Origin of the sequence: Streptomyces sp. NPDC047706 (genome assembly GCF_043204795.1) — a bacterium.
In the GTDB taxonomy this organism is placed as follows: Bacteria; Actinomycetota; Actinomycetes; order Streptomycetales; family Streptomycetaceae; genus Streptomyces.
In genome coordinates this window covers 142,264-166,942 of record NZ_JBIDCW010000013.1, presented here as the reverse complement: position 1 = coordinate 166,942, position 24,679 = coordinate 142,264, and the positions used below count along the sequence as shown (strand labels likewise).

General features: G+C 69.4%; 18 protein-coding genes. 12 read left to right on the top strand and 6 right to left on the bottom strand.

The features are described from left to right. The first annotated feature begins 360 nt into the window (after positions 1 to 360). From ACGF8A_RS17935 to ACGF8A_RS17915, 5 genes are all read left to right on the top strand, one after another. A complete protein-coding gene (locus ACGF8A_RS17935; RefSeq protein ID WP_393109136.1) occupies positions 361 to 2,025 on the top strand; it encodes a phosphodiester glycosidase family protein in 1,665 nt (554 codons plus the stop codon). 74 nt (positions 2,026 to 2,099) lie between these two features. Next, on the top strand, positions 2,100 to 3,446 hold the full coding sequence (locus tag ACGF8A_RS17930) for a glycoside hydrolase family 18 protein (RefSeq protein WP_393109134.1): 1,347 nt from the start codon (positions 2,100 to 2,102) through the stop codon (positions 3,444 to 3,446). Between the two features lie 177 nt (positions 3,447 to 3,623). Further along, a complete protein-coding gene (locus tag ACGF8A_RS17925; protein ID WP_393109132.1) occupies positions 3,624 to 4,259 on the top strand; it encodes an AAA family ATPase in 636 nt (211 codons plus the stop codon). Continuing rightward, complete coding sequence (locus ACGF8A_RS17920; protein WP_393109130.1) at positions 4,256 to 4,516, top strand: hypothetical protein; 261 nt, start codon at positions 4,256 to 4,258, stop codon at positions 4,514 to 4,516. The genes ACGF8A_RS17925 and ACGF8A_RS17920 overlap by 4 nt, the downstream gene beginning before the upstream one ends. Before the next feature lie 76 nt (positions 4,517 to 4,592). Beyond that, positions 4,593 to 5,507: an RNA repair domain-containing protein gene (locus ACGF8A_RS17915; protein ID WP_393109128.1), complete on the top strand. Its 915-nt coding sequence runs from the start codon at positions 4,593 to 4,595 to the stop codon at positions 5,505 to 5,507. A 305-nt stretch (positions 5,508 to 5,812) separates the two neighbouring features. On the opposite strand, the gene ACGF8A_RS17910 is transcribed toward ACGF8A_RS17915, so the two are convergent. The 4 genes from ACGF8A_RS17910 to ACGF8A_RS17895 form a co-directional block, all read right to left on the bottom strand. After that, entirely contained in the window at positions 5,813 to 7,450 is a 1,638-nt protein-coding gene (locus tag ACGF8A_RS17910) for a ribonuclease HI (RefSeq protein ID WP_393109126.1), read from the bottom strand. Between the two features lie 177 nt (positions 7,451 to 7,627). Then, positions 7,628 to 8,260, bottom strand: a complete 633-nt coding sequence (locus ACGF8A_RS17905) for a hypothetical protein (RefSeq protein WP_393109124.1) — start codon at positions 8,258 to 8,260, stop codon at positions 7,628 to 7,630. Positions 8,261 to 8,524: 264 nt separating this feature from the next. Beyond that, the gene (locus ACGF8A_RS17900; protein ID WP_393109122.1) at positions 8,525 to 8,731 is read right to left on the bottom strand and encodes a hypothetical protein; all 207 of its coding nucleotides are present in this window, start codon (positions 8,729 to 8,731) and stop codon (positions 8,525 to 8,527) included. Then, entirely contained in the window at positions 8,728 to 9,756 is a 1,029-nt protein-coding gene (locus ACGF8A_RS17895; protein ID WP_393109120.1) for a hypothetical protein, read from the bottom strand. The genes ACGF8A_RS17900 and ACGF8A_RS17895 overlap by 4 nt, the downstream gene beginning before the upstream one ends. 277 nt (positions 9,757 to 10,033) lie before the next feature. On the opposite strand from ACGF8A_RS17895, the gene ACGF8A_RS17890 reads away from it, so the two are divergent. The 5 genes from ACGF8A_RS17890 (at position 10,034) to ACGF8A_RS17870 (ending at position 21,128) form a co-directional block, all read left to right on the top strand. Beyond that, positions 10,034 to 12,187, top strand: a complete 2,154-nt coding sequence (locus ACGF8A_RS17890; RefSeq protein WP_393109118.1) for an N-6 DNA methylase — start codon at positions 10,034 to 10,036, stop codon at positions 12,185 to 12,187. Between the two features lie 79 nt (positions 12,188 to 12,266). Further along, complete coding sequence (locus tag ACGF8A_RS17885) at positions 12,267 to 14,258, top strand: N-6 DNA methylase (protein WP_393109116.1); 1,992 nt, start codon at positions 12,267 to 12,269, stop codon at positions 14,256 to 14,258. Positions 14,259 to 14,350: 92 nt separating this feature from the next. Next, positions 14,351 to 15,499 carry a restriction endonuclease subunit S gene (locus tag ACGF8A_RS17880; RefSeq protein ID WP_393109114.1) on the top strand — a complete coding sequence of 383 codons (1,149 nt, stop codon included), beginning with the start codon at positions 14,351 to 14,353 and terminating at the stop codon, positions 15,497 to 15,499. After that, a complete protein-coding gene (locus ACGF8A_RS17875) occupies positions 15,496 to 18,678 on the top strand; it encodes a type I restriction endonuclease subunit R (protein WP_393109112.1) in 3,183 nt (1,060 codons plus the stop codon). Before ACGF8A_RS17880 ends, ACGF8A_RS17875 begins: the two co-directional genes overlap by 4 nt. Positions 18,679 to 18,974: 296 nt before the next feature. Then, positions 18,975 to 21,128, top strand: coding sequence for an AIPR family protein (locus ACGF8A_RS17870; protein WP_393109110.1), 2,154 nt, complete (start codon positions 18,975 to 18,977; stop codon positions 21,126 to 21,128). A 111-nt stretch (positions 21,129 to 21,239) separates the two neighbouring features. Here the strand turns inward: ACGF8A_RS17870 and ACGF8A_RS17865 are convergent, their stop codons facing one another. Both ACGF8A_RS17865 and ACGF8A_RS17860 read right to left on the bottom strand, forming a co-directional pair. Next, positions 21,240 to 21,431 (bottom strand): DUF397 domain-containing protein, encoded by a 192-nt coding sequence (locus tag ACGF8A_RS17865; protein ID WP_393109108.1) that lies wholly within the window; start codon positions 21,429 to 21,431, stop codon positions 21,240 to 21,242. Continuing rightward, entirely contained in the window at positions 21,428 to 22,255 is an 828-nt protein-coding gene (locus tag ACGF8A_RS17860; protein WP_393109196.1) for a helix-turn-helix domain-containing protein, read from the bottom strand. Before ACGF8A_RS17860 ends, ACGF8A_RS17865 begins: the two co-directional genes overlap by 4 nt. A 162-nt stretch (positions 22,256 to 22,417) precedes the next feature. Here ACGF8A_RS17860 and ACGF8A_RS17855 point away from each other — a divergent pair, with 162 nt between their 5' ends. Beyond that, a complete protein-coding gene (locus tag ACGF8A_RS17855; RefSeq protein ID WP_393109106.1) occupies positions 22,418 to 22,921 on the top strand; it encodes an ATP-binding protein in 504 nt (167 codons plus the stop codon). Positions 22,922 to 23,023: 102 nt separating this feature from the next. Continuing rightward, positions 23,024 to 24,616 carry a protein kinase gene (locus ACGF8A_RS17850; RefSeq protein WP_393109104.1) on the top strand — a complete coding sequence of 531 codons (1,593 nt, stop codon included), beginning with the start codon at positions 23,024 to 23,026 and terminating at the stop codon, positions 24,614 to 24,616. Positions 24,617 to 24,679: the final 63 nt, after the last annotated feature.

Sequence of the window (24,679 nt, the reverse complement as noted above, 5' to 3'; positions counted from 1 at the left end):
CGCTCCTAGGAACTTGGCCCTGGCCGGGGAGGCGTGCGCTCCTGGAGACCTCCGGCTCCGGCCGCCCCGAGCCGTTCCGACGCGCTCCGGGCGAGGATCCCTGGCCGGCAGGGGTGCCCCTCGCCGGCCCGGTCGCGGTGCCCTGTCCGACGTATGGCATCATGTCGGCGCAGCCGATCATGGTCGAAGAGCAGCACCGACGACCACGTGCGCGAGGGGTTCTCCGTCCAGGGGCGGAGCACGTGGCGTCAGCACTCCGTACGGCAACCCTTCCGTCACCGTGCGTCAGATGGGCCGTCGGCTTCCCGACATGTGCGGCATGCACCGTCGCCGCTGACACCTTCCGAAAGGGCATGGCCCATGCAGTTGCGCACGGCACGACGCTGGTTGTTCGGTGGGATGACGACCGCGCTCGCGGTCGGTGTCACGATCACCGCGGGCACGCAGATCCAGCCGGCCGCGCAGCGCACCGCCCCGGACGGCGCGCCGACGCTGCCGCTGGGAGCCGCGGACCTGACGGAGACCCGTACCTCCCGGCAGATCGCGCCGGGTGTCACGCACATCGCCATCGAGCGCGGACAGGCGTCGGCGGACGAGTTCTGGACGGTGACGGTCGGTCTCGCCACGAGCGAGGCGGAGGCCGAGGCACTGTCGGAGAAGGTCCGCGCCGCCGGGTACGAGCCGCGCCTGGACCCCACCGCCGGACCGGATCCGCGAGGGCCGCGGGACCAGCCGCTCGGCTGGGCGGTGCGCGTCGGCCGCTACGTGGACGAGGCCGCCGCCGACCGGGCCAGGAAGGCGATCGCGGCCCGCGGGCTGTCCGCCGCCGTCCAGCACACCGGCGCGGACGGGCACGCCACGAACGGCCCCTGGTCCCTGGACGTGCTGGTCGTCGACCCCGCCCGGTTCCGCGGCAGCCTGCGGTCGGAACTGGCGAGCGGCGTCGTACCCGGACGCGAGACGACGAGCTCGATGGCGCGGCGCACCCACGCACTCGCGGCGGTCAACGGCGGCTACTTCGTCGTCGGTGGCTCCCACACCACTCCCGGCAACTGGGTGGCCGGCACCGACGGCGATCCCGCCGGCATCTCGGTGGTGGGCGGCACCCTGCTCTCCGAGTCCGTGGGCGAGCGGCCCGCCCTGGTGATCCCGGGCGACTTCGCGCGGGGCACCTCGGTACGCCGGCTCCGGACCAGCAGCACGGTCACGGTGGCCGGCGGCGCCACCCGCACGGTGACCGGCCTCAACCGGCAGCCCGGACTGATCGTGAACTGCGGCGGCGTCGGGACCATCACCCCCTTCTCCCACCCGGCGCACGACTACACCTGCGGCAACGTCAACGAACTGGTCGCCCTCACCGCGAAGTTCGGCAGCACCGCCCCCCAGGGCCCCGGATACCAGGTCACCCTCGACGCGACCGGGCGGGTGACCGCGGTACGCGGCAGCCGGGGCGGCGCCGTCCCCGCGAGCGGCACCCTGCTCCAGGGCACCGGCACCGAGGCCCAGTGGCTGCGCACCCACGCCCGCACGGGTGCCCGGCTCACGGTGCGCAGCACGGTGTCCGACGCCGACACGGGCGCCACGGTGCCGCTCACCGCGAGGACGTCCGTCGTCAACGGCGGTCCGCTGCTGCTGCGCGACGGTGCGACCGCCCTCGACCCGGTCCGGGACGGCTGGAGCCCCGAGGACATCAAGGGCGCGGACCGCGCCGCCCTGTACAACGACTGGTACCTGCGCCGCAATCCGCGCACGGCCGCCGGAGTGACCCTCGACGGACGCGTCGTCCTGCTCACCGCCGACGGCCGCCGCCCAGACCGGAGCGCGGGGCTGTCGATCACCGAGACCGCCGAGGTGCTGCGCAGCCTGGGCGCGGTGGACGCGCTCAACCTGGACGGCGGCGGCTCCACGACGATGGTCGTCCGCGGCGCGCTGCAGGGGCGCCCGAGCGACGCCGCCGGCGAGCGCCCGGCCGCCGACGCGCTCGTCGTCGTGCCCAGGCCGGCCCCTGTCCGGCCGGCCTCCTAGCGGGCCGGTGCCCGAAGGCACCACGCGACGCGGACCTATTGACGGCAATGGTCCATACCAATACGTTCCCAGCCATGCGAAGAACCCTGAGAAGAGTGGCCGTTGCCACCTGCTCCCTGTCCCTGCTCGCCGTCCTCGCCCCGGCGGCCGGAACGGCCGTCGCCGGCGAGTCGCACACCACCACCGCCAAGCACGGCAAGCGGGTGGGCTACTTCACGCAGTGGGGCGTGTACGGCCGCGACTACCAGGTCAAGGACCTGGACACGAGCGGCCAGGCAGCCAGGCTCACGCACATCAACTACGCCTTCGGCAACGTGAACGCCGAAGGCGAGTGCTTCACCGGGAACATACCGGGCGAGGCGGACGCCTGGGCCGACTACGTACGCCCCCTCGACGCCGGGAACTCCGTGGACGGTGTCGCCGACACCGACGCACAGCCGCTCGCCGGCAACTTCAACCAGCTGCGGGAACTCAAGGCGAAGCACCCCGGCCTCAAGGTGCTGATCTCCCTGGGCGGCTGGAGCTGGTCCACCCACTTCTCCGACGCCGCGCTGACCGCGCAGTCACGCAAGAAGTTCGTCTCGTCCTGCATCGACCTGTACATCAAGGGCAACCTGCCGGTCGACGGCGCGCGCGGTGGGGCGGGCTCGGCCGCCGGGCTGTTCGACGGCGTGGACCTGGACTGGGAGTGGCCCGGTTCGCCGGGCGACACGGACACGGTCCACCGACCCGAGGACAGGCGCAACTTCACCGCCCTCGTCCGCGAGTTCCGCACCCAGCTGGACGCGTACGCGAAGAGCCAGGCACCGCGCGGCAAGAAGGCCAAGCACTACGAGCTGACGGCGTTCGTACCGGCCGCGCCGGGCGCGATCGACGCCGGGTTCGACATCCCGCGGATCATGCGGGACTTCGACTTCGTCAATCTCCAGGGCTACGACTACCACGTGTCGGGCCAGCCCACGACGGCTCAGCAGTCTGCCCTGTTCGCGCCGGGCGACTTCAGCGTGCACCGGACGGTACGGGACTGGGTGCGCAGGGGCGCCCACCCTCGCAAGCTGGTGGTCGGCATGCCGTTCTACGGGCAGGGCTGGACCGGGGTGAGCGGTGGCGGCGACGGTCTCGGCCAGCCGGCCACCGGTCCGGCGAAGGGCACGTACGCGGACGGCTACGAGGACTACAAGGTCCTCAAGGGCCTGGCCGCCTCCGGCACGTACACCGTGCACCGGGACCGCTGGAACGGCAGCGCCTGGATCTTCGACGGCACCACGCTGTGGACGTACGACGACCCGCAGGTGCTCAAGACCAAGGCGGCGTACGTCCGCAAGCTCGGTCTGGGCGGCGCGATGTTCTGGTCGATGGACGGCGACACGGCCGACGGTGAACTGACGGCGGCGGTGGACAAGGGCCTCGACGGCCGCTGATCCATCACCCGGTCGCCTGCCCCGGCACTCGACACGGGTGCCGGGGCTCGCGCCACGGTCCGGCAGCTCGCCCCGTACGACGCCCGTGCGACGCCCAGGCCGACTCCCGGGTGAACCCGGGCACCCGCTCCGCGCGGCGGGCGGCACCGGCCGGTCGGGCTCAATACGGTGGCGGACGTGCTGCTGAGCTGTGCTTTTGTGAATCTGAAGCCCGGAGTCGGGAAGACGACCAGCGCTGTCTGGCTGGCCCATGCGCTCCACGAGCTGGGCCTGCCCCCGCTCCTTGTCGACAGCGATCCGGCCGGTTCCGCACTGCGCTGGAGCGAACTCGCCGGCGGCTTCCCCTTCCCCGTGATCGCCCTTCCCGTGGGCGACGTACACCGTCGCATCGATGACTTCCTCGGCGGGCGCCAGGCTGTGGTGATCGACGCCCCGCAGCTCGAGGACCACGCCCGCATCGCCCGTAGCGTCATGCTCCACGCCAACGAGTGGCTCGTGCCGGTCACGCCGGCTCCCATCGAGCTGGACCGGATGGCCCCCATCCAGACGGAAATGGGCGATGTGCAGTCCCTGCGTGCGGAGCCGGCCCGCACCGCGGTGCTGCTCAACCGCACCAACCGCCCTGACACCACCCGTACCGGCCCCGACGCCGACGCCCGGGAAGTGCTCGCGGAACGGGGCTTCCAGGTGCTCGACACGCAGATCGCCCGCCTCGACCTCTACTCCCAGTCGTTCGGCGGTCCGGTCCGCGTCCGGAAGACGGCCTACATCGACCTCGCGAACGAACTCCTCAAGCGTCAGGAAAACGCATGAACCAACGCAAGGACAACTACCGCGCGGCCCTGCGGCGCGGTCAGGCGGAGCCGCAGCCCCACACGCCCAAAGCAGCCACGCTGAACAGCAGATACGTCCGGATCACCATTGAGCTCGAGCCGGACCTGCAGCGCCACCTGGACCAGTGGACGGCTCCTGCCGTCGCCCTGCTGACGAACGCCGGTACAGCCGCCCTGCGCGTCCTGTCCGCGTTCACCACCGGTACGCCCTCTTCAGGCGCGGGCAGCCGCACCTGACCGAAGGCGCCGCGACCGCGTTCCGGTGGAGGCACCCTGGAAGAAGGGAAGGTGTGGTGGCGGGAGAGGACGCGTGATGCGGACCAGCGACGAGATCTATCACCAGGTCCGCTGGGACACCCGGTTCGACCCGGCCCGGTTCGTGCTGGGAATCAGCCGGCGCGGCGGTGGCCTCGAACGCATCCCGCTGCCCTCCTTCGTGCCCGGGGGCGACATCCCCTGGCACCGGGTGGTGTCCATCGAGGCGGACGGCGAACTGGTCTGGGACCGGGCCACGGGTGTCGACCGCATCGACGCCTCGGGCGCCGGCCGGATCCGGGGCCCGCGAGCGGACCCGAGCGTCGACACGAACTCCGGCTGGGGCGAGCCCGGCGGCGTCCTCGACGTGTCCCCGACCGCCCGCACGGCGGTGGCGTGGATCCCGCCCGCGGAGCTGTGGCCGCGCATCCAGGACATCCGCCGGGACTACGATCCGCAGATCCACCGATGGCCGCCGCACGTCAATGTGCTCTACGGATTCGCGCCGGAGTCCGACTTCGAGCGGACGGCCCCGCTGCTGTCCGCGGCGACGGCCGTGACGCCGGTGTTCACCACCCGGCTGGACGGCGTGCGCACCTTCCGGCACAGGGCGTACTCCACCGTGTGGCTCGACCCGGCGGCGGCCGGCGAGGCGCCATGGGCGGACCTGCACCGTGCACTGCGGCAACGGTTCCCGCGCTGTCGTGGGCCCGCCAAGAGCTTCACCCCCCATCTGTCCCTGGGGCGGACCCGGGATCCGCGGCGAGTCACCGCCGACTGCGCCACCCGGCTGGACGCCATGACCGCGACAGTCTGGGAACTGGTCCTGCTCTCCCGCAGGGGCGACGGGCCGATGCGGGCACGAGCCACGGTCGCCCTGCGCACGGGAGAGGTCCGCCGCCTCCCCGAACCCGGCCCCGAGGCCCCGGGCCCGGAGGACACGGCGTGGCTCTCCGAGATCACCGAGAGGTGAGGCACACAGCAAGGTAAGGCAAGCACACACCCACTCGTAGCCGAGAACCACCTCGGACTGCAGGCACCACCCGTCGTGCCGCTTGACCATGACAAAGGCGGTGCGCTCAAGAACGTCGTGTACTCCGCCTTCGCGTGGTGGCCGTAGGTGAACCAGAGTGCCTCGACCCGCGCCGTGTCCGGGGCCTCACTGACGACGGCCACCATTCCGGTGTGGACACACCCCAGGGCCGGTAGGGCTGTCCGCAGACTGCCTGGCCGAGGCTGCTCTGCGTCTCCCGCGGTTGTCCGCCTCGCCCCGTGGGCTTAGGCAGCGACCGACAGGGGCCCGGCCCCGGAGCCGAACGAGCGCAGGATCCGAACCTCCTCCTTCCGCGCGGCGGAGGAAGGGATTCGGCCGCTGGCGCGGCGGAGGGCGAGGCGGGCGAAGGCGTCGGCGGTTTCGTTGAGATCGTGTCCGATGTGGCCCTTGAGCCAGCGGACCTGGACGCGGTGGCGGTGGCGCAACAAACGCTCCATCAGCTGCCGACTCTCCGGGAAGAGGAGGGTGCGGTGGGCGACGGTCGGGTCCGCGGAGCGCAGGGCCGTGTCGATTGCCTGGACTGCCTGGACGCTGTCGCACAGGAGGACCACGGGCGCATCGTCGTGGCGCTCGAGGAGGCTGAGGGCGGCCGCGCAGATACCGATGACTTCGGCTTCACCGCTGCTAGAGGCCAGAGAGTCGCCGTATCCGGTGGTCCCGTCTTCTGCAGCCCAGCCGTAGCCGGACCGTGCGGACTCGTCACCGACGGCGGCGTCGGCGACGGCCACGACGGCGGTGCCCGGAAGGTCGGTCAGCAAGGCGTAGCGGTCCACATAGGCCGGGAGCGTCGCCGTCGGATGTTCCCCGGCCCCGTCCTCGTCCGTGCCGGCAGGCGGGGCGTCGGCGAGGACGGTGGCGAGAGCGCGGTGACAGCGCGGGCAGCCGTGGGCCTGTTCGGGGCAGTGCGCCTGGTGCCTCAAGGTCAACTCACGAACGCTGTGCCACGAATCGGGTTCGGCGTCGGCGAAGCGCGCCAGAGCCGTGGCGCGACACTGCGCGACGAGCTCCGCGAAAGGTCCCGTGGTGACGCAGGCCCACATCCGGTCGTGGAGTTCCGTGACCCGGAGCAGGGCTTCACGGGAGCGGGCAGCGAGAACCGCTGTGTCCTGGTAGGCGTCGTCCAGAGCGTCGAGTCGGGTGCGCCTGACGGAAGGGGCGCAGGCGAGTACGTCCCGTTCGGCCTGGCCGATCGCGTAGCGGCCCCAGGCCAGCGCGGCACGCCCATGGCGGCTCCACCGTTCGACCACCGCGTCGTGCGGGAGGTACGGGTTCTCTTCCTCCCGGGCATCGCGCAGGAGGGCCTGAACGAAGGCGTCGTCGTCGCAGTCCCGCAGCTCACGCACCGGTTCCGGCAGTTCGTCGCCTGCCGTTTTCCGGTCCCAGGCCCACTGGGCGAGGTCGCTCTCCGGCGCCTGCGGTGTGCCGTCCGGCAGTCCCCTGTCGCGGAGTTCCTGCCGCAGGGCCTCGGCGAAGGCCGCCGGGGATGCCATGCGCGCCACCCTCAGCTCCAGCGTGTCCACCGGCCGGGAGCGGCCGGTGAGGCTACGGGCACGCTGCTCCTTGTACAGGGTTTCCGCCTGCGACCGGGTACGTCGCACCGTGCGCGCGTGTGCGCGCAGCCTTCGCAGCCGCTCGGGGGGCTGAGGCTGAGCCGAGAGTTCCGCGCGCCGGACGGCCCCGCGAGCGAGGACGTCGGCATGGGCGAGAGCGACGGTGATGGGACCGGCGAGCGAGGCGTGCTCCAGGGCCGCGGCGACCTCCGGAGCGCAGATCCCGTTCATGCGAGCGAGGACGGCCTCCTGCAGGGCGGTGAAGTCGTCGGCGAAACGACGTATCAGCTCGGTGTGTTCGGTGATCGTCACGATGGCCTCCCAGGTGAGGCGAGTGGTGGTGAGCGGGGCCGCACGAGGCGTGTGATCGGGCGTGGGTGCGGGGGCCCGTGGGCCCGGCATGGGGTGCACCCGATGCCGGCGGAGCCATGAGCCGCCACCGTGCGGAGACGCGGACGGCACCCGGCAGGGTCCCGTCCGCGGTCCGGGCTACTGCACCTGGCCGGTGAAGATGGCCGTGCGGTACCAGCCCGAGCCGGAGGTGTCGGTCGGCGTGATCTCGATCTGGGCGCTCCTGGCCGTCTTGGGGAACACGCAGGCCGCCTTCCAGGTCTGCGACTTGCCCGGCAGCAGGTGCGTGTCCGGCGCGCCGTCGAAGCCCGCGTCCGTGTCGAAGATCTCGTCGGCGCCGTCCGGGCAGGAGAGGCTGACCATGGCCAGGTCGATCGTGGACTTGGAGCCGTTCTGCATGGTGACGGAGAAGGACAGGTAGGACTTGCCGGACGGGCTGGCGTACTCGCCGGAGGTGCCCCGGCTGAAGCCGCTCAGGTTCGCCTCGACGCCGTTGTTCCACGTGCCGGTCTTGTCCAGCGCGACGGTGAAGGTGTCACTGTCGGTGGCGTCCTGGGTGTCCTGCGCGTCCTCGGCGCTCTGGGTGTCCTGCGGGGCGCTGACGGTGGCCGCGGGCGGCGCGGTGTCGGTCTGGGTGCCGCCGGTGGTGGAGCAGGCGCACAGGGAGCAGCCCACGGCCGTCGCGGCAACGGCGAGAACGGTCCTGCGCGCACGGGCCGTGGGCGCCGCGAGCAGTGCGAGGAGCGTCGAGGCGCCGTGGGTGAGCCGCACTCCGCGCCACGAGGGCTTCCTCCCGGCCGACGGGAGCGCTGAGGCGGGGGACGGGGCTGAAGAGGAGGGAGAGGACAGCGCGCCGGGCGTTTTCGGGTAACTCATGACGTCATTCCTTGTATGGATGTGGGTGGAAGGGGACTGACGGGGGCAGATACGCGGCCGTGGGAGCCGGAGACCATGTCCCGCAAGTGGGACCTCGTCCAGAGAGAGGCGCTCGGCCGAGAAGGTCTAGGCGTCAAGGAAGCTGTGCGGCAGGCCTGTTCATCTGCGCATCCCACGGATCTTGCGGCCCAACTCGCTGTTCGGGTCGAGGAGCGCGCCCGCGACGCGGCCGGCGGAGTCCTTCACGCCGCCACTGAAGTTGAGCCGACCGGTGGAGCCGACGCTGGCGCAGACGCCGTCCCAGTAGGCGGGTTCGCGCTCCCAGCGGACGTCGGCGAGCAGGTGCTCGACCGTCTCGTAGCTCATGGCGTCGCCGGGGCGCACCAGGGGGTCGCGCGGTGCAGCAGGACGCCGAGGCCTGCCATCACGGCCGGGGCGGTGATCGCGCTGCGCCGGTCGAAGTCCGGGAAGCGGCCCCCGATCAGCCGGGACACCAGACGGACAACGACCGTCTCCACCTCGTCGGCGTCGGTGTGGGGTGGCAGGTCGCCCTCGTGGACGTTGGCCGCCGAGTACTGCACTCCCTTGGTGCCCAAGGTGGTGGTGACGATCAGCGTCCGCAGCGCCGACAGCGTCACAACCTCGTTGTCGGTCCTGGTGAGCTGGCGCTTGCCGGCGTTGACCAGCCTGCCGAACGGCATCCGCTGACCGTCCGACTCAACCACCAGCTTCTCGCCGACGACGTAGGCGAGGCGGGTGGCGAGGTCGCGCTGGTCCATGGACATGGCCAGGTTCTTTGCGACGTCGATGCCCTTGACGTTGCGGTCGTAGAAGATCTGCCGCGCGTCCGCCGGGGAGATCCCCAGGTAGAGCTCGAAGGGGATACGGACCCGCCGGCTGAGCTCGGTGTAGGTGAGGCCGAAGGATTCCGGGTCCTGGTAGATGTCGTGCCAGGCGGTGGTCTGGGTCTCGCCGTCGATGGCGATCACCATGGCGTCCGGGGCGACGGTCAGCGTCCGCAGGCCCGAGTCGGGGACCAGCTCGTCGCTCATCGCGGCGATCTCGCCCGCGTGCCAGAGAGTGATCGGGGGCGTGGACCAGGCGGAGCCGTGCTTGCCGAGGATGCCGGCGGCGATGTACTCGGCGTAGTCCGGGATGTTCTTGCCCTTCTGGGACTTCAGCGTCCGCTGCACGGTCGCTCGCAGCTCGGCGTGACGCCGGTCGTGCCCGGACGCGGCCTTGAGGGCGCGCGGGTCCTCCTCCTGACGCGGTGACGGCACGAGACGTAACAGCGTCGCGAGGGACATGGTGCCGATGACCGCGTCCTCGCGGAACGGCATGACGGTGAGCGGGATTCCTTCCGGGGTGCCGCTCGGCATGGTCAGGCGCATGGGTTCCCCCCTGGGTGGTGGTCGATCGGCCGCTGCCCGGTCCCGAGGCGCCGCGCGTCCCCCGGTGCTCCGCCGGGAGGGCGGGGCAGGACGAAGGGCTGGTCGCTCGTGGACATGGCTGTGGCAAGACAGGTGACGCTTCACGCCGTAGGGTGCCGCTCAGCGACGGAAGCAAATTCATGTAAGCACAGCAGTGAAAGCGTTGTCCAACAGCTTGCGGGAGTTGACGCGCGCTGTAGGGTGTAACCACGCCGACCATCGGAGCCAGGACCCATCCATGCCGCAGCCACCCCCACCGTCCGCCCAGGTGACAGCCGCCGAGATCTCCCGCATCGCGGGTGTCACGCGCGCCACCGTCAGCAACTGGCGACGCCGGCACGACGACTTCCCCGCGCCCTCGGGCGGCACGGACAGCAGCCCGCTGTACGACCTGGAGGAGGTCCGCGCCTGGCTCGCCTCACGCGGACAGCACACGGCGGCCACCCCCAGCGGGGAGCTGCGCACCACCCTGCGCCTCCGGGAGCAGGCCGGCGCCGCTGCGTCCGATCTGCTCGTGTTGGTCTCGGCTGCGGCCCGCCGCCCCGCCGACGACCTCACCGGACTGCTCACACTGCCCGACGCCGACCTGGTGAAGCAGGCGAATGACGCGGCGGCCGGCGTCGCGGACGTGGTGCCGGACACGGAATCCGTCCGGTTCACCGACGCCGACACCACGGTCCTGCGCGCCCTGCTGCTCTGCGTCCGTGACGAGGGCGCGCAGACGGCACTGGGCGTCCTGGCGGAACGGGAACTGGAGGACAGCGCCGCCAGCGGCGCCTACCGCACCCCGGCCCCGCTCGCCGACCTGCTGGCCCGCCTGATCCCGGGCTCCCCGGCCCGCGTCCTCGACCCCGCTTGCGGCAGCGGCACCCTGCTGACGGCCGCCGCCGCGCGCGGCGCAAGCGAGCTGTACGGGCAGGACAGCCTTCCGGTCCAGGCGCGCCGCACGGCGGTCGGCCTGACTCTGACGGCCGGGGAGGGCGCGGACGTCACCGTGCGCACGGGCGACAGCCTGCGCGCCGACGCCTTCCCGGACCTCACCGTCGACGCCGTGCTGTGCAACCCGCCCTACGGCGACCGGGACTGGGGCCACGACGAACTGGCCTACGACCCGCGCTGGGCGTACGGATTCCCGCCCCGCGCCGAGTCCGAACTGGCCTGGGTCCAGCACGCGCTGGCCCACCTCGAACCGGGCGGCCACGCCGTGCTGCTCCTCCCGCCGGCCACCGCGACCCGCACCTCCGGCCGCCGCATCCGCGCCGAGCTGATCCGCAGCGGCGCGCTGCGGGCGGTGGCGGCCCTGCCGCCGGGGGCGGCGATCCCGCTGCACATCGGCCTGCAGGTGTGGGTGCTGCAGCGGCCGGAGCCGACCCGGCCGGCGTACCAGACGGTGCTCTTCGTCGACACGGCGGACGAGCCCACGGCTCCGGGGCGCGGCGGGAGCCGGGCCGGTGCGGTGGACTGGGCGCGGGTGACCGAGCAGATCCTCTCCGCGTGGACGGCGTACGCCGAGGACCCGGACGGGTTCGAGGCACAGGCCGGTTTGGCGCGGGCGGTGAGCGTGGTCGACCTGCTCGACGAGGTCGTCGACGTGACCCCGGCCCGGCAGGTGCGTGCTTCCCAGGCGGATACGGACCCGCGGGAGCTGGCCGACCAGACCGTCGCGGCCCGGGAGACGCTGACGGGGGCGGCGCGGTCGGTCGCGCTGCTGGCCGCCACGGAGCTGTGGGACGCCGCGGGCGACGAGGCCCGCCAGTGGCGTTCGGCCACGGTGTCCGACCTGGCCCGGGGCGGCGCGTTGAAGGTCCTGCGGACAGCGCCTGCTTCGCCGAGGCAGGCGGATGGCGAAGGGGATCTGGGGGCGGGTGGTGGAGCGACCCGGCCCGCCCTCACCGGCGGCGACATCGCTCGCGGAAGCGATCCGACGGGACGCATCGAGGACGCGCAGGCAGCAGAACAGGTGCCGGAGATCGCCGTGGGCGACGTGCTGGTGCGGGGCCTGATCGGCGGCCGAGGCCCCGTCGCGCGGGTCGCGGGCGAGGACGAGGCAGGGGTACTGCTCGGTCCGGGCGTTCACCTCTTCAGGCCCGACCCGGCACGGCTCGACCCCTGGTTTCTCTACGGCTTCCTCGGCTCGGACGCCAACCTGACCGGCGCCTCGACCGGCAGCTCAACACTGCATCTCAGCCCGGGCCGGCTGCGCGTCCCCCTGCTGCCACTGGAGGAACAGCGGCGGTACGGGGAGGCGTTCCGGCACGTTGCCGCACTGCGTGAACAGGCCCGCAGGGCCGAGGAATTGGCCGAGGAGACGGCACGGCTCGTGGCCGACGGCCTCACGGGCGGACAGCTGGTCCCGCACGAACCCGAGACCGTCGAACTCCCCCACTCATGATGCGGACGGACGAGGACCCCACCCTCCCGCCGCGCTCCACGTCATCCGTACCGGCCCTGGAAGGGAAGCGGAAGAAGTCTTGAACAGCAGCAAGCACACGGAGTTGGCGAACCACGCATGGTCCGTCGCCGACCTCCTGCGGGGGGACTACAAGCAGTCCGACTACGGCAAGGTCATCCTGCCGTTCACGGTGCTGCGGCGACTGGAGTGCGTGCTGGAACCGACCCGCGAGAAGGTCGCGGAGATCGCGGGACAGTACAAGGACAGTGACATCGACCCGGACCGCTTCCTGCGCCGGGCCTCGGGCCACGCCTTCTACAACAGGTCCAACCTGACACTGAAGAAGATCGCGGCGGACCCGCAGAACGCCGCGAGGAACCTCGCGGTGTATGTGGGGGCGTTCTCCGACAACGCCCGCGGCGTGCTGGACCGCTTCGAGTTCGCCCAGCAGATCAAGCGGCTGGACAGCGCGGGGCTGCTCTACCAGGTCATCGGCAAGTTCACCGACCTGGACCTGCGTCCCGAGATCGTGCCCAACCACAACATGGGCTACATCTTCGAGGAGTTGATCCGCCGCTTCTCCGAGCAGTCCAACGAGACGGCCGGTGAGCACTTCACGCCGCGTGAGGTCATCCAGCTCATGGTGCGGCTGCTGGTCGCCCCGGACGGCGACGCGCTCCAGCTTCCGGGCGCCGTGCGCACGGTCCTCGACCCGGCCTGCGGCACGGGCGGGATGCTTTCCGCGATGGACGACCTGATCACGGAGCTGAACCCGGACGCCACGGTGGAGGTGTACGGGCAGGAGCTCAACCCCGAGTCGTGGGCGATCTGCCGGTCCGACCTCATGATCAAGGGCCAGGACCCGGAGAACATCGCCTTCGGCAACTCCTTCTCCGACGACGGCCACAAGCGCAAGACCTTCGACTACATGCTGGCCAACCCGCCGTTCGGCGTGGAGTGGAAGAAGGTCAAGGAGGAGGTCGAGGCCGAGCACAAGGAGCTCGGCGAGGCCGGCCGCTTCGGCGCGGGGCTGCCGCGCATCAACGACGGCTCGCTGCTGTTCCTCCAGCACATGATCGACAAGATGAAGCCGGTGGACGTGAACGGCGGGGGCGGCTCGCGCATCGCGATCGTCTTCAACGGTTCGCCGCTGTTCACGGGCGCGGCCGGCTCGGGCGAGTCGGAGATCCGCCGCTGGATCCTGGAGAACGACTGGCTGGAGGGCATCGTCGCCCTGCCGGACCAGCTCTTCTACAACACCGGCATCTCGACGTACTTCTGGATCCTGACCAACCGCAAGAGCCCGGACCACAAGGGCAAGGTCGTGCTGTTGGACGCGCGGGACCAGTGGCAGAAGATGCGTAAGTCGCTCGGTGACAAGCGCAAGCAGCTCGGCGCCGACCACATCGCCACGGTGGTCAAGCTGTACGGCGAGGCGCTGGCCGTGGCGGGGGACGCGGAGCACCCGCTGCACGGCAAGGTGAAGGTCTTCTGGAACGAGGACTTCGGCTACCAGCGGATCACTGTGGAACGGCCGCTGAAACTGCGGTTCGAGGTGACGGAGGAAACGCTGGCGGCGCTGGAGGCGTCCAAGGTCATCCAGAAGCTGCCGCAGGCTGCGGTTCTGGCGGACGCCTTCAAGGCTCTGATGGGCGGCAGTTGGGGTACGAAGCAGGAGGCCTGGCTCGCCCTGAAGGACGCGGTGGTCCAGGCCGGCGGGACGTGGCCCACGGGAGCGCCGTTCAACAAGGCGCTGCGGGAGGTCATCGGGGTACGGGACCCGGAGGGCGAGGTCCAGCGCGTCAAGGGTCAGCCGGAGCCGGACGCGGAGCTGCGGGACTACGAGAACGTGCCGTTGGGCGAGGACGTCGAGGAGTACCTGGCGCGGGAGGTCCACCCGCACGTACCGGACGCGTGGATCGACCACACAAAGACGAAGATCGGGTACGAGATCCCGTTCACGCGGCACTTCTATGTGTATGCGCCGCCGAGGCCGTTGGCGGAGATTGACGCGGAGTTGAAGGCGCTGGAGGCGGAGATTCAGGGGCTGTTGGGGGAGGTTACGGAATGAGGCGGACGACGACGGTACGTGCTGCCGCTGAAGTAGCTCTCGGACGCCAGCGCTCGCCACAGCACGACTCCGGACCGCACATGGTTCCGTACTTGCGAGCCGCCAACGTCAAAGACGGAGCGCTTGAACTGGCGGACGTCAAGTCCATGAACTTCACTCCGGCCGAACAGCAGATCTTCTCCCTACGTGTCGGCGATGTTCTTGTCACTGAAGGCAGCGGAAGTCTGCGGTCCGTAGGGGCCTCCGCTGTATGGCGGGGAGGAGTCGACGGGGTCGTATGCTTTCAGAACACTCTTCTGAGGATGCGTCCCCGCGCCGGCATCACTGATGGGCGTTTCCTCGAATGGTGGGCCAGGTCAGCATTCGGAAGTGGCCTCTTCGCCTCCGTCGCGACGGGCGCGAACATCTACCACATCAGCGCCGAGCGGGTACGGGCGTTGCCCATCGAACTGCCTACGCTGGAGGAGCAGCGCCGCATCGCCGACTTCCTCGACGCCGAGACCGCCCACATTGACCAACTACTAGCGCTGCGGGAACGGCAACATCAACTACTGATGTCGCACAGGGATGCTCAGGTACGCGCGCATTTTCGAAGTGTTGATACGTCACCAACCCGACTGAAGTTCCTCTTGGCAGCCCGTCCTAGGTATGGAGTCCTGGTACCAAAATTTGAGGATAACGGGGTCAAGTTCATTCGGGTGAATGACCTCTTGGACCTTCCGGGGAGGGCTGAAAGTCTCATCACCATTTCCCCCGAGGTGTCTACCCAGTACCCAACCACTGTCGTGCGCACGGGGGATGTGCTCGTAAGCGTGGTGGGCACCTTGGGGCGTGCAGCAGTAGCACCGGGTAGCGTTGCCGGAGCTAACGTCAACAGGGCTATTGCTGTGCTTCGCCCCCAGCCCCGAGTGGATCGCGAGCTGTTGACCACTTGGATCAATACGGCGGACTTCCAAGAACAAGCGTTGTTGGCCACGGGTAACGACAGCGCTCAGCGCACCCTCGGCATGGAGGACATGGCCAACTTCTATTTGAACTGGCCTTCCGAGTCAGATCAGAGAAAGCTCGCGCTCATGGTTCAACGGTCGATCGAGTGGTCTCGGGAACTTTCGGACGCGCTCAAACGGCAGTCAGCTGTAATGAAAGAACGCCGTCAGGCATTGATCACCGCCGCCGTAACCGGGCAATTCGACGTCACCACCGCCAGCGGCCGCAACGCAACCGAAGGAGTCTGCGCATGAGCCCCGTGCACGACGAGTCGTCCTTCGGTTCCGCCATCGTCGCCGCACTCTGCGAACGCGGGTGGCGGGATGCGAACCCCGAAGACTACCAGGCCGACCTCGGTCTGGACACCAACGAGCTGTTCACCTTCATCGGCGCGACTCAGCCCGACGAGTGGAACGAACTCCTCACCGTCTACGGCGGCAACCCCAACGAAGCCCAGCGCGGTTTCGCGCAGCGTCTCGACCGGGCCATCGCCGACGACGGGCTGCTCCACGTCCTCCGCAACGGCGTGAAGGACCGCGGGGTCCTACTCCGCGTCGCCTACTTCAAGCCCAACCTCATCTCCGCGGACTCCGTCCTCGACGGCTACCGGGCCAACCGCCTCACCGTCGTCCGGGAACTCCCTTACGCCACCAAGCAGGCCGACTGGGGTCACCGCCTCGACCTGACCCTGTTCCTCAACGGAATCCCCGTCGCCACGGCCGAGCTGAAGAACCCGCTCACCGGTCAGGGGGTCGAGCAGGCCAAGGAGCAGTACCGGACCGACCGCGACCCGACCGAGCTGATCTTCACACGTCGCGTCATCGCCAACTTCGCCGTCGACCCGGACCTGGTCTTCGTCACCACCCAACTGCGCGGCAAGAGCACCCGGTTCCTGCCGTTCAACACCGGCTCCAACGGGCCCGGTCACCCCGGCGGGGCCGGTAACCCGGCGCCCACCGCTCACGGCAAGTACGCCACGTCCTACCTCTGGGAAGAGGTCTGGCAACGGGACAACTGGCTCGACCTCCTCCAACGTTTCGTGCACCAGCAGAAGCACAAGACGCCCGGCGGCGGCACCACCAAGTCGACGATCTTCCCCCGCTTCCACCAGTGGGACGTGGTCCGCAAGCTCACCGCGCACGCGTCCGTCCACGGCGCCGGCCAGAACTACCTGGTCATGGCCTCCGCCGGCTCCGGCAAGTCGAACACCATCGGCTGGCTTGCCCACCGCCTCAGCGACCTGCACGCCCGCCACGATCCGCACGTTCTGCGACCCGACGCCCTCGCCGACGGCCGTATCAAGCCCGGCGAGCCCGTGTTCGACAAGGTCATCGTCATCACCGACCGCCGCGCGCTGGACGCCCAGCTCTCGGCGACTGTCGGCAGCTTCTCGCAGACCGACGGCCTGGTCGTGAAGGTCGACGAGAAGCACGGGTCCAAGAGCGAGCAACTCGCCCGCGCACTCTCCCGGGACACCGGGAAGATCGTCACCGTCACCCTGCACTCGTTCCCCGCGCTGCTGGACTACATCAAGCGCAACCCGACCGAGATCCAGGGCACCCGCTTCGCGATCATCGTCGACGAGGCGCACTCCTCCCAGTCCGGCGACGCCGCCACCGCCGTGAAGTCCGCCCTGCGCGACCTCGGCCTGGACGCCGACTCGGACGACATGGGCGCGAGCAAGGTCACCGTGGACGACAAGCTGAAGGCGAGGGCGGTCGAGCGCTCCCAGGCCGCCAACCTCTCCTACTTCGCGTTCACCGCCACCCCCAAGTCCAAGACCCTCGAACTCTTCGGCACGGAAGGCGTGGAGAACGGCAAGACCGTCTACCGCCCCTTCCACACCTACTCCATGCGCCAAGCGATCGAGGAGGGCTTCATCCTCGATCCCCTGCGCAACTACGTCACCTACAACACCTACTGGAAGCTCGCGAACCTCAACCGCGACGAGAAGGAGGTCGATCCCTCCAAGGCGAACAGCCACCTCGCCCGGTTCGCCCTGATGCACGAGCACACGGTGTCCCAGCACGCCACGGTGATCGTCGAGCACTTCCTCGCCTACACCCGCGGCCGGCTCGGTGGCCGGGCCAAGGCCATGGTCGTCACGGCGTCCCGCCACTCCGCCGTGCAGATGGCCCGCGCCATCCAGAGCTACATCGCCGACCGCGAGTACGACACCAAGTACCCGGACCTCGGTGTCCTGGTCGCTTTCTCCGGCTCCCTCACCATCGACGGTGAGGAGACCACCGAGAGCAAGGAGAACGGCGGTCTGCCGGAGAGCGCGCTGCCCAAGGCCTTCGCCTACAGCCGTGCCGACGACAAGGCCGCGAAGGCCGGCGGCAAGGGACAGCAGGAGTACCGGATCCTCGTCGTCGCCGAGAAGTACCAGACCGGCTTCGACCAGCCGCTCCTGACCGCGATGTACGTCAACAAGACGCTGACCGGCATCGCTGCCGTGCAGACGGTCTCGCGCCTCAACCGCACCGCCGACCGCAAGTCGCAGGCCGACCTCGCCGTCCTGGACTTCGTCAACGACGCCGAGGACATCCAGGACGCCTTCCGCCCGTACTTCGAGGAGGCGCACACCCTGCCCTCCGACCCGAACCTGCTGTACACGGCCCAGAGCCGGGTCATGTCCGCGCCGATCATCTCGGAGCAGGACATGGACGAGTTCGTCGCCGCGTACTTCGAGGCGCAGCAGAAGGCCGGCGGCTCCCAGGCCAAGTGGGAGAAGCTGCACGCCGAGCTGTACCGGCTCCTCTCCCCCGGCGTCACCCGCTTCAGCGTCCTCCTGGAGAGCGAGGAGGAGGACGACGTAGAGACCGCCGAGGAGTTCCGGGCCCACCTCAACGACTACGTGCGTAAGTACGGCTTCCTGGCGCAGATCGTTCCCTACCAGGACGCGGACCTGGAGCGGCTGTACCTGTACGGGCGTTACCTGCTCAACCGACTGCCCCGCCTCGCGGACGGCGGCGTCGACATAGGCGAGGTCGACCTCAGCCACCTGCGCGTCGAGAAGACCGGCGAGCACGACAAGTCCCTGCTCCCCGACGGCCCCGCCGAACTCGTGGGGTTCGGCGACGGGGTCGGCGGCGGGAAGGACGCCGAGAAGTCGCTGCTGTCCGAACTGATCGAGAAGTTCAACGCGAAGTTCGGCACGGAGTTCACCGAGGAGGACGTCCTCCCGGCCTTCAACGCGACGAAGAAGGACCCGAAGGTCCGGGCCGCCGCCCTCGTCAACGACGAGGAGAACTTCGGCGTCGTCTTCGACAAGAAGTTCGAGGAGAACATGATGGACCATGTCTCCACGATCGACACCCTCGGAAAGCGGTACTTCGGGGCGGACAGGGACTTCAAGTCCAACCTCGACCGCAGCGCGCGCCGCGCGGCCTGGCGGATGATCCGCCGGGAGGAAGGGCTGGACGACTTCTGACGGTGCCCGCGGTCCGGCACCACCCGGCGCCGGACCGCGGCCGCGCCTGCCTGGAGTTGCCCCAGCCTGATGGAGATCGACGGGCGGTCTATGCCGCGCTTTGTGATCGACGGATTCATCGCCCCTTCGACAGCACCGCACCTCAACACCCAGAGCAGTGGGACCCGGCGCTACCTCCAAGGCGGAACTCGGGCCATGGAGCTGCCCATGCCCCAACGGACAGCGCGAGACCCATCCAGCGATCCGCAGACCGTCATGAAAGATCAACGCTAGGCTGTGTCAGGGCGACGCAGCGCATGGCACTGGGGGCAGAGTTGGAAGAGACAGAACGCAGGGCCGCAACGGCCCCTATCCATATTCACCAGATCCGCACTGCCCTTCTGCAGCAGTACAAGGGGCTCATCTATGACGATGACCTCAAAGGATACGACCAGCAGGGCTACGAACAGCGCTTCCTCTCCCGCGCGTTGACGGCGGCTGCTGTACGCGAAGTGACCGGCTGCGATCACAAGGTCGCCGGCGTCTCTGTCATCGACGGTGAAGATGACCAGGGTATCGACGGCGTGGCAGTCACCGAGGGCACACAAGAGGTCTGGCTCGTTCAAGCCAAGTGGAGCGACGAGGGCAAGGGCAAGCTCGACACCAACGCGGCCCACAAGCTCATCGCTGGTCTCCGCCTCATCGAGCAGCGAAGTTTCGACCGCTTCAACGACCGCCTGGAGCCAATCGCCGCTCGTGTCAATGCAGCGATGCACGACGCCCGGCTAAAGGTGACTCTGGTCATCGCTGTCATGGGTGTGGGAACACTCAGCAAGGAAACCACCAACGTTCTTGAAGACGCTCGGAACGAGTTCAACGGCCTTGGGCCGGTCCTTGAGTACCGCGTAGTCCACGCTGCGGACATCCTCCGACAGATTCGTGAGGATCTCGCGCCCGAGCCTGTACGGGTAACCGTTCGGATGACGAACTGGCTCCGGCGGAATACTCCACTCACCGCTTACCAAGGTACGGTTCCGGCCAGCAATCTCGCCGAATGGTATCAGGCGCATGAAAGCCGGTTGTACGAGCAGAACTTGCGCCAGTCCCTCGGTACTACCCGAGTCAATTCGGGCATGCTAGGCACTCTGACGAATGAGCCGGAGCACTTCTGGCTTTTCAACAACGGCGTGACAGTGCTGTGCGATCAACTCGAAGAGGAGTGGCCAGGACGCCGCCGTCCAGACGAGCCCGTGCACCTGCGGATCTCAGGAGTCAGCGTCGTAAACGGCGCACAAACCGTCGCTGCGGCACATCGCGCTATGGAGGCGTCCCCCGAAACGGTGGAGGACGCCGAGGTCACGGTCAAGGTGATCGTTGTCGACAGGAACACGCCGGATCTCGCACAGCGCATCACCGAGACAACCAATACGCAGAACCACGTGGAGCAGCGCGACTTCATCGCCCTGGATGAGGTGCAGGCGATGATCCGCGAAGACTTCATGCTGTCCCTGCAAAAATCTTACGTGTTCAAGCGTGGTGAACCCGACCCGGCTCCGGACGAGGGTTGCTCGGTTGTACACGCCGCCATTGCCCTGGCTTGTGCGCACCGCAACACCGAACTCGCTGTACGAGCAAAGAGGGACACAGACCTTCTATGGGAGCGCGGCAGCAGAGGCGCCTACCCTCGCCTCTTCGGAGAGCGTCCCAGCGCCTTCCAGATCTGGCGCTCGGTACTTGTGCACCGCGCTGTAGGTACCGCTCTCAACGAAGAGCGCAAGCGGTTCCAGAAGCGCGCCGCCGACGTGAGCCAGCGAGGTGACCTACTCATCACCCACCTGGTATTTCAGCTTCTCGATCAGGATCGCATCGACGATCCGGAGTACGGCTGGGACGCGGCGCTGCAAGAGGTGCCTGCACTCACCAATCGGGTCCTATCCTGGTTGATCCACCACATCGACACGGAGTACGGTCCCACCTCCTTCCTTAGTGGAACACTCACTGACGCCGGGCGCTGCAAGCGGCTTGCGGAGCTAGTACTGCGTGACGCGGAACGCGAAGGAGTCATCCCCGATCTACCGGTGATCTATAAGGCCACCAAGGAGAGTAAGCGCAAGCCACGCCGCCCCAACGCTGTGCCTACTCTTGTGGACAGCGGAAGGATCAAGAACGGCACACCAGTCCGGCTGCGCCTGTGGAACAAACCCGAGATCGAAGCGCTCACCCCTTGGCTCGCGGAAGACCCCCGACGCGGTGAAGCCACCTGGGTGAACGACCGGACGCGGTGCCTCGTATGGGCGGTCGACGGGAAGGCCTACTCTCCGACCCGCCTGGTCCTAAACCTCTACGAACTCGCCGGCTGGCAGGAGGCCCCCGTGGCAGTGCAAGGACCAGCACGGTGGACGTTGGACGGTATCGCCACTCTCTCTGATCTTGCACGAGCATTGCACGATGAGCAGGTCGAACAAGAGTAAGTAAGGGTTGTGCCGTTGATCCGCCGGAAGGAAGGGCTGGACGACTTCTGACGGCGGCTGGGGCACCGGCCACCCATTCGGTGCCGGTGCCCCCAGGCGCCCCTACCTGCCTCAGCTGCGCGCGGCCTGCTCCACGAAGGCGGACCAGGCGTTGGCGTCAACGCTTAGCACTGGGCCCGTTGCCCGCTTCGAGTCCCTGACCAGTACAGCGTCCGACGCGAGGCAGACCTCGACGCATTCGCCACCCTCCCCGCTGCTGTAGCTGCTCTTGAACCAGTGCGGCTCCCTTGCCTGGCGGTTCATCTCTCTCCCAGAAGTCCCTCGACGAAAGCCATCGACTCACGCGGAGTCAGGGCTTGCGCCCTGAGGATGCCGTACTGTTCCTCGACATCCCGCACCTCTTCCCGCTCGCTGTAGAGGCGGCTGTTCCGCTGGACTTCAACGTAAGCCATCCGCTGTCCGTCGCCGGTCTCGATCAGGGTGAACGGGCCTCCGAGGCCGCAGTGTTCGACGCCAGTAGTGGGCATGACCTGAATCTCCACGTTCCGCCGTTGGCCGTGGAGAAGGATCTGTTCGAGTTGCCCTCTGTGTGTGGACGCCCCACCGAGTGGGCGGCGCAGAACCGCCTCCTCGATCACAAAGCTCAGTGTCGGAAGCGGACTTCTGGCGAAGATCTCCTGTCGGGCAAGGCGAGCGGATACTCGCTGCTCGACGGTGGCCTCGTCAAGGAGGGGCCTGCGCATGGCGAAGACCGCGCGTGCGTACTCCTCGGTCTGCAGCAGACCGGGCACTGCAAGTGCTCCGTATACATGGAGTGAAACAGCGTCCTCCTCCAATCGAGCCATGTCCCGGAAGAAGGCCGGATACCGCGCCCGGGCCACCTCCCCCTTCAACGCCACCAACAACCCGCCCGCATCCAGCACCTCGTCCGCCTGGTCGATGAACCGTGGCTGCGGAACCCGCCGTCCCTGCTCGTACGAGGCGATGCTGTCCGCCGAGTATCCGACCCTTCTGCCGAGCTCGGCCCGTTCCATGCCCGCCCGCGTCCGCAGCAGCTTCAACTGCCGCCCGAACGCGCCGATCAGGCCCCTGGCAGGCTCGTCCTCTGTTTGCCGTTGCCCCGGCACCTCGGCGTCGACGCTGCTCTCCTTGTCGTCCAACACCGCAAACCCCACTTCCCGCTAACGCGGCCGTACAGTCCCGTACACGGTCAGCGCCCGCGGGTACTCCCCACCGCGTCAGCGCGTCACCCCTGGTCACGCTATGCCACAACCACCCACGCTGTGTGCATGAACCGAACGGAACAACCCGCACCGGCGACCCCCGTACACTCCTGCTTCACCCTCCGCCTCAGCTCGACCCCCCGAGGCGCGCGCCTGGCCCGTCGGCTCTGCGGGGAACGGCTCGACGCCTGGGGTGTGCCCTACGGCAGCGAGGAACACGACGTGCTGAGCCTGCTCATCTCCGAGCTCGCCACCAACGCCGTCACTCACGGCCATGTGACCGGCCGCGACTTCCGCGTCCACCTCATCGCCCTCTCCGCGCCCGCCGCGGCATCTCTCACCGTCCGCGTGGAGGTCACCGACACGCGAGGCGACGAACTCCCCCAACCCGCTGCCGCCCCTGCCACCGACCCCGCCGCGGGCCCCGCGCGTACCGGCGGACGCGGTCTGCTCCTGGTCGAGGCCCTCGCGGACCGCTGGGGCTGCTCACCGCGCCCGGACGGCCCCGGCAAGACGGTCTGGGCCGAGTACACGGTGGCGAGATACGCCCCGTCCGCCGCTCCCTCGTAGGACCAGGCTGGACGCACTGATCCCTTTCCGGGGAAACTGGCCGCGAACCAACGGGGCTCGGGGGACGAGCGAGCGCGAGTGCAGGACGCGGGGCGGGGACAGGTGCCGGACAGACCGATCGCAGGCCGCTACGAGTTGCTGGAGCGGCTCGGCAACGGCGGTATGGGCGACGTGTGGCGGGGCTACGACGCGGTCCTGGACCGGCCCGTCGCCGTGAAGCGGATCCGGCCGCAGGCCGTCGCCGCCACGCCGCAGATGGCCGAGGAGCTGGAGCGGCGCTTCCGCCGCGAGGCCCGGATCACCGCCCGTATCCAGCACCCAGGCGTGCCGCAGGTGTACGACGCCGTCCTCGACACCACCTACGAGCACCTGTTCCTCGTCATGGAACTGGTGGAGGGCGTCGCCCTCACCCGGTACGTGCACGAGGAGCGGCCCCTGCCGGTCAGCTGGGCAGTGGCGGTCGCCGCGCAGGTCGCCACCGTGCTGTCGTACGCGCACGACGTGCCCGTGGTACACCGCGACCTCAAGCCGTCCAACATCCTGGTCGCGCGGGACGGCACGGTGAAGGTCCTCGACTTCGGTGTCGCGGCGATCCTGCAGACCGACGTCACCAAGCTGACGGCCTCCGGCCGGCCCATCGGCACGCACCAGTACATGTCGCCCGAGCAGGTGCGCGGCACCCGGGTCACCCCGCGCACCGACCTCTACGCCCTCGGCTGCGTGCTCCACGAACTCCTCTGCGGCAACCCCCTGTTCAGCGCACGCGGCGACTTCGAGCTGATGGACCAGCACGTCCGGGCCGCGCCCACCCCGCTGCGACGCCTGCGCGCCGACGTGCCGGAGGAGCTGGAGGCGCTGGTCCTGCACCTGCTCCGCAAGACCCCGGAGAGCCGGCCGGTGGACGTGCAGGAGGTGTACGAGCGGCTGATGCCCTTCCTGCCCGCGCCCGGGGAGTCCTCCGCCCTCGGGGAGGCCGGGCCTCCCGGGGCGCCGGACCCGACCCGGCTCTACCGCCGCCCCTACGCGCCCCGCGCCCGGGCCGAGAGCCACGCCCGTGTCGCCCCGGACACGGCGGCGCCCGGCCAAGTCGCCGAGTACGTGGTCTCGCCGCCCGAGCGGGAGCTGCTGCGGGCCCAGCTGCGGGAGGTCGACGAGCACTACATCGCCCTGATGGAGGAGGAGCGCTACACGCAGGCCGCCGAGGTGGCGGGCGAGATGATCGAGCCGCTGGCGCGGGCCCTGGGCGCCGAGAACAAGGCCGTCCTGCGGCTACGGCGCCGCCGGGCGGTCAGCCGGCAGCTGGCGGGCGACCACCGGGCGGCCCTGCCCGAGTTCGAGGCGCTGGCCGAGGCGTACGGCCGCATCAACGGGCCGACCGACGAGGCCGCCCGCGACTGCCGCGCCCAGGCGGCCCGCTGCCGCGGCGAACTCGGCCAGGTGACCGAGGCGCTGGCGGAGCTGCGGGGCGTCCTCGAAGTGGAACGGGCCGTCGAGAGCGACGTCAGCGACGCGGCTGTGGAGCTGCGCCGTGACATCGGCATGCTGCTGCTCAGCCAGGGCAACCCGCAGGAGGCCCTGGCGTGCCTGGAGGCCCTGTACGAGGACGTCGTGCTCGTCCACGGCCCGAGCCACGACGTGGCCGTCGAGGCCGCGGAGGTCCTGACCATGCTCCGCCGGGAACTCGGCGGCGGGTGACCGGCGGAGCCCGACCGGAAAGCCGGTGCCCGAACGCCCGAACGGCCTTCGGCCACGCCGTGG

What these genes read in the sequence shown, in the direction of transcription:
- ACGF8A_RS17930 (WP_393109134.1), top strand. Translation starts at nt 2,100, where the DNA reads ATGCGAAGAACCCTGAGAAGAGTGGCCGTTGCCACCTGCTCCCTGTCC.
- ACGF8A_RS17865 (WP_393109108.1), bottom strand. Translation starts at nt 21,431, where the DNA reads ATGAACCGCCAGGCAAGGGAGCCGCACTGGTTCAAGAGCAGCTACAGC.
- ACGF8A_RS17890 (WP_393109118.1), top strand. Translation starts at nt 10,034, where the DNA reads ATGCCGCAGCCACCCCCACCGTCCGCCCAGGTGACAGCCGCCGAGATC.
- ACGF8A_RS17870 (WP_393109110.1), top strand. Translation starts at nt 18,975, where the DNA reads ATGGCACTGGGGGCAGAGTTGGAAGAGACAGAACGCAGGGCCGCAACG.
- ACGF8A_RS17895 (WP_393109120.1), bottom strand. Translation starts at nt 9,756, where the DNA reads ATGCGCCTGACCATGCCGAGCGGCACCCCGGAAGGAATCCCGCTCACC.
- ACGF8A_RS17915 (WP_393109128.1), top strand. Translation starts at nt 4,593, where the DNA reads ATGCGGACCAGCGACGAGATCTATCACCAGGTCCGCTGGGACACCCGG.
- ACGF8A_RS17855 (WP_393109106.1), top strand. Translation starts at nt 22,418, where the DNA reads ATGAACCGAACGGAACAACCCGCACCGGCGACCCCCGTACACTCCTGC.
- ACGF8A_RS17920 (WP_393109130.1), top strand. Translation starts at nt 4,256, where the DNA reads ATGAACCAACGCAAGGACAACTACCGCGCGGCCCTGCGGCGCGGTCAG.
- ACGF8A_RS17935 (WP_393109136.1), top strand. Translation starts at nt 361, where the DNA reads ATGCAGTTGCGCACGGCACGACGCTGGTTGTTCGGTGGGATGACGACC.
- ACGF8A_RS17900 (WP_393109122.1), bottom strand. Translation starts at nt 8,731, where the DNA reads ATGAGCTACGAGACGGTCGAGCACCTGCTCGCCGACGTCCGCTGGGAG.
- ACGF8A_RS17875 (WP_393109112.1), top strand. Translation starts at nt 15,496, where the DNA reads ATGAGCCCCGTGCACGACGAGTCGTCCTTCGGTTCCGCCATCGTCGCC.